Source organism: Rhizobium sp. SVR5-2C, from assembly GCF_056755115.1.
Window position 1 is genome coordinate 1 of the sequence record NZ_JBNDHT010000574.1, and the last position, 238, is coordinate 238.

Annotated in this window: 1 protein-coding gene; it reads right to left on the reverse strand. The window is 55.0% G+C overall.

Features of this window, described 5'->3' with window-relative positions; genetic code table 11:
• On the reverse strand, positions 1-238 hold a 238-nt coding region (locus tag ACPYOI_RS36955), incomplete at both ends, for a DNA translocase FtsK (protein WP_481424295.1).

The window sequence follows — 238 nt, forward strand, 5'->3', positions numbered from 1 at the left end:
TAGCAGATGGGGCATCTTGGCCACGTTGGCTATAACAAATCCGCCCTCGACATCCTTACCCAGGCCGACGACCAGCGGATTGTGATCATTGCGAGCCTTCGAAGAGCGCAGCACGTCGCCCAAGGAGACGACCTCCTTGTCCCGGTTTGGAATCTCAATACCGATAGCGGATTTTCCAGGAATCGGCGACAGGATACGCACGTCGGGAGAAGCAACAGCGTAAGCGATATTCTTACTC